General features: G+C 56.3%; 1 protein-coding gene. It reads left to right on the plus strand.

Features of this window, described 5'->3' with window-relative positions:
- The first annotated feature begins 25 nt into the window (after window positions 1-25).
- Entirely contained in the window at window positions 26-1192 is a 1167-nt protein-coding gene (locus HGP14_RS35065) for an IS110 family transposase (RefSeq protein ID WP_168834367.1), read from the plus strand.
- Window positions 1193-1498 lie beyond the last annotated feature (306 nt).

The raw sequence follows: 1498 nt of genomic DNA on the forward strand, positions 1-1498 counted from the left end.
CTAGAAAACTCTCTGGAGGCCAATCATGCCGATAACAGCAGATCAAACTCAAGCACAGACCGCTACCCCTGTCGATCTTGGAGCAATTTTCGTCTCGTTGGAATTGAGTAAATCGACATGGCTCGTGACGGCTCTCGCGCCGGGAAGCGAAAAGATGTCTCGTCATACAGTCACCGGAGGCGATATCGCCGGCTTGTTCTCGTGTTTTGCCGCTCTTCGCCAGAAAGCGCAGCGGCGTAAAGATAGGCTTTATCCGCTGGTGATGATCCAGGAGGCCGGGCTTGATGGCTTCTGGCTGGGGCGAGTGCTGAGCAAGGAAGCTTGGATCGAGAGCCATATGGTGGAGGCCGCATCCATTGCCATGCCTCGTCGACATCGCCGCGCGAAGACGGACCGCATCGACGGTGAAACGTTGATACGTGCTTTGATGGCTTGGAAGCGCGGTGAACCGCGTGCTTGCTCGATGGTCAAACTTCTAACGCCCGATGAGGAAGACATTCGTCGGCTCGGGCGAGAGCGGAAAACGCTGATTGCGGAGCGTGTTTTCCACGTCAATCGGATAAAGGGGCTGCTCTTCACTCAAGGAATACGAGAGTACGAGCCGTTGCGTCGTGATCGCCGTCAGCGACTGGAGGAAAGTCGCACTGGAGATGGCCGGATGCTATCAAAGCACCTGAAAGCCGAAATCTGCAGAGAGCTCGATCGGCTTGAATTGCTGCTGACACAGATCAAGGCTGTGGAATCAGAACGAGATGCGTTGATAGCTCGCGAGACGGCCGACACACCGCCAAGAGCCACCGCGCTTCTAGGAATCCGGGGAATTGGTCCTGAGTTCGCTACGATACTCTATTCAGAAGGTCTGTTTCGACACTTCGACAATCGGCGGCAAGTCGCTGCTTACGCGGGACTAGCTCCCTCGCCCTGGCAAAGTGGCAACGTCAATCGTGAGCAAGGTGTCTCGAAGGCGGGAAATCCGCGTTTGCGAGCGACGATGGTCGAGCTTGCCTGGTTGTGGCTGCGCCACCAACCAAATTCGGCGCTCGCTCTCTGGTTCAAGGAGCGCATCGCACGCAACAGCGGCCGTCTCAAACAGCCGATGATCGTGGCTCTGGCTCGCAAGCTGCTGGTTGCACTTTGGAAGTACGTGAGCTCCGGCGTCGTAATCGAGGGTGCGATCATGAAAAGCGCTTGAGCCATCAAACCAGCTGCTGGACGTAACTTCCAATCCTCAGGGCTTGATCAGCCCTGACGGATCCAGGTGAGCGAACCGAGAATCCGTTTGGCCTTACCCGCCGATCTTGAGATTGGTCCCGTTCTCCTGAGCCCGTCCCCGTCGAAAGCGGGATAGTGGTGCAGCCGCGACAAGCGGCGACCGGATGTGAGATTGTACAGGCTCGAGAACGAGCCGGTAGTTGCTATGGGCTCAGACCATGGATCCGATTACGAAGGAGAAATTCGATGCCACATCAATGAACCGTTGACAAAAATCCTGATGTGA

It is taken from the genome of Rhizobium sp. P32RR-XVIII (assembly GCF_012641395.1).
Taxonomy (GTDB): domain Bacteria; phylum Pseudomonadota; class Alphaproteobacteria; order Rhizobiales; family Rhizobiaceae; genus Rhizobium.

Coding starts and splice junctions, on each gene's coding strand:
- HGP14_RS35065 (WP_168834367.1), top strand. CDS start 26: ATGCCGATAACAGCAGATCAAACTCAAGCACAGACCGCTACCCCTGTC.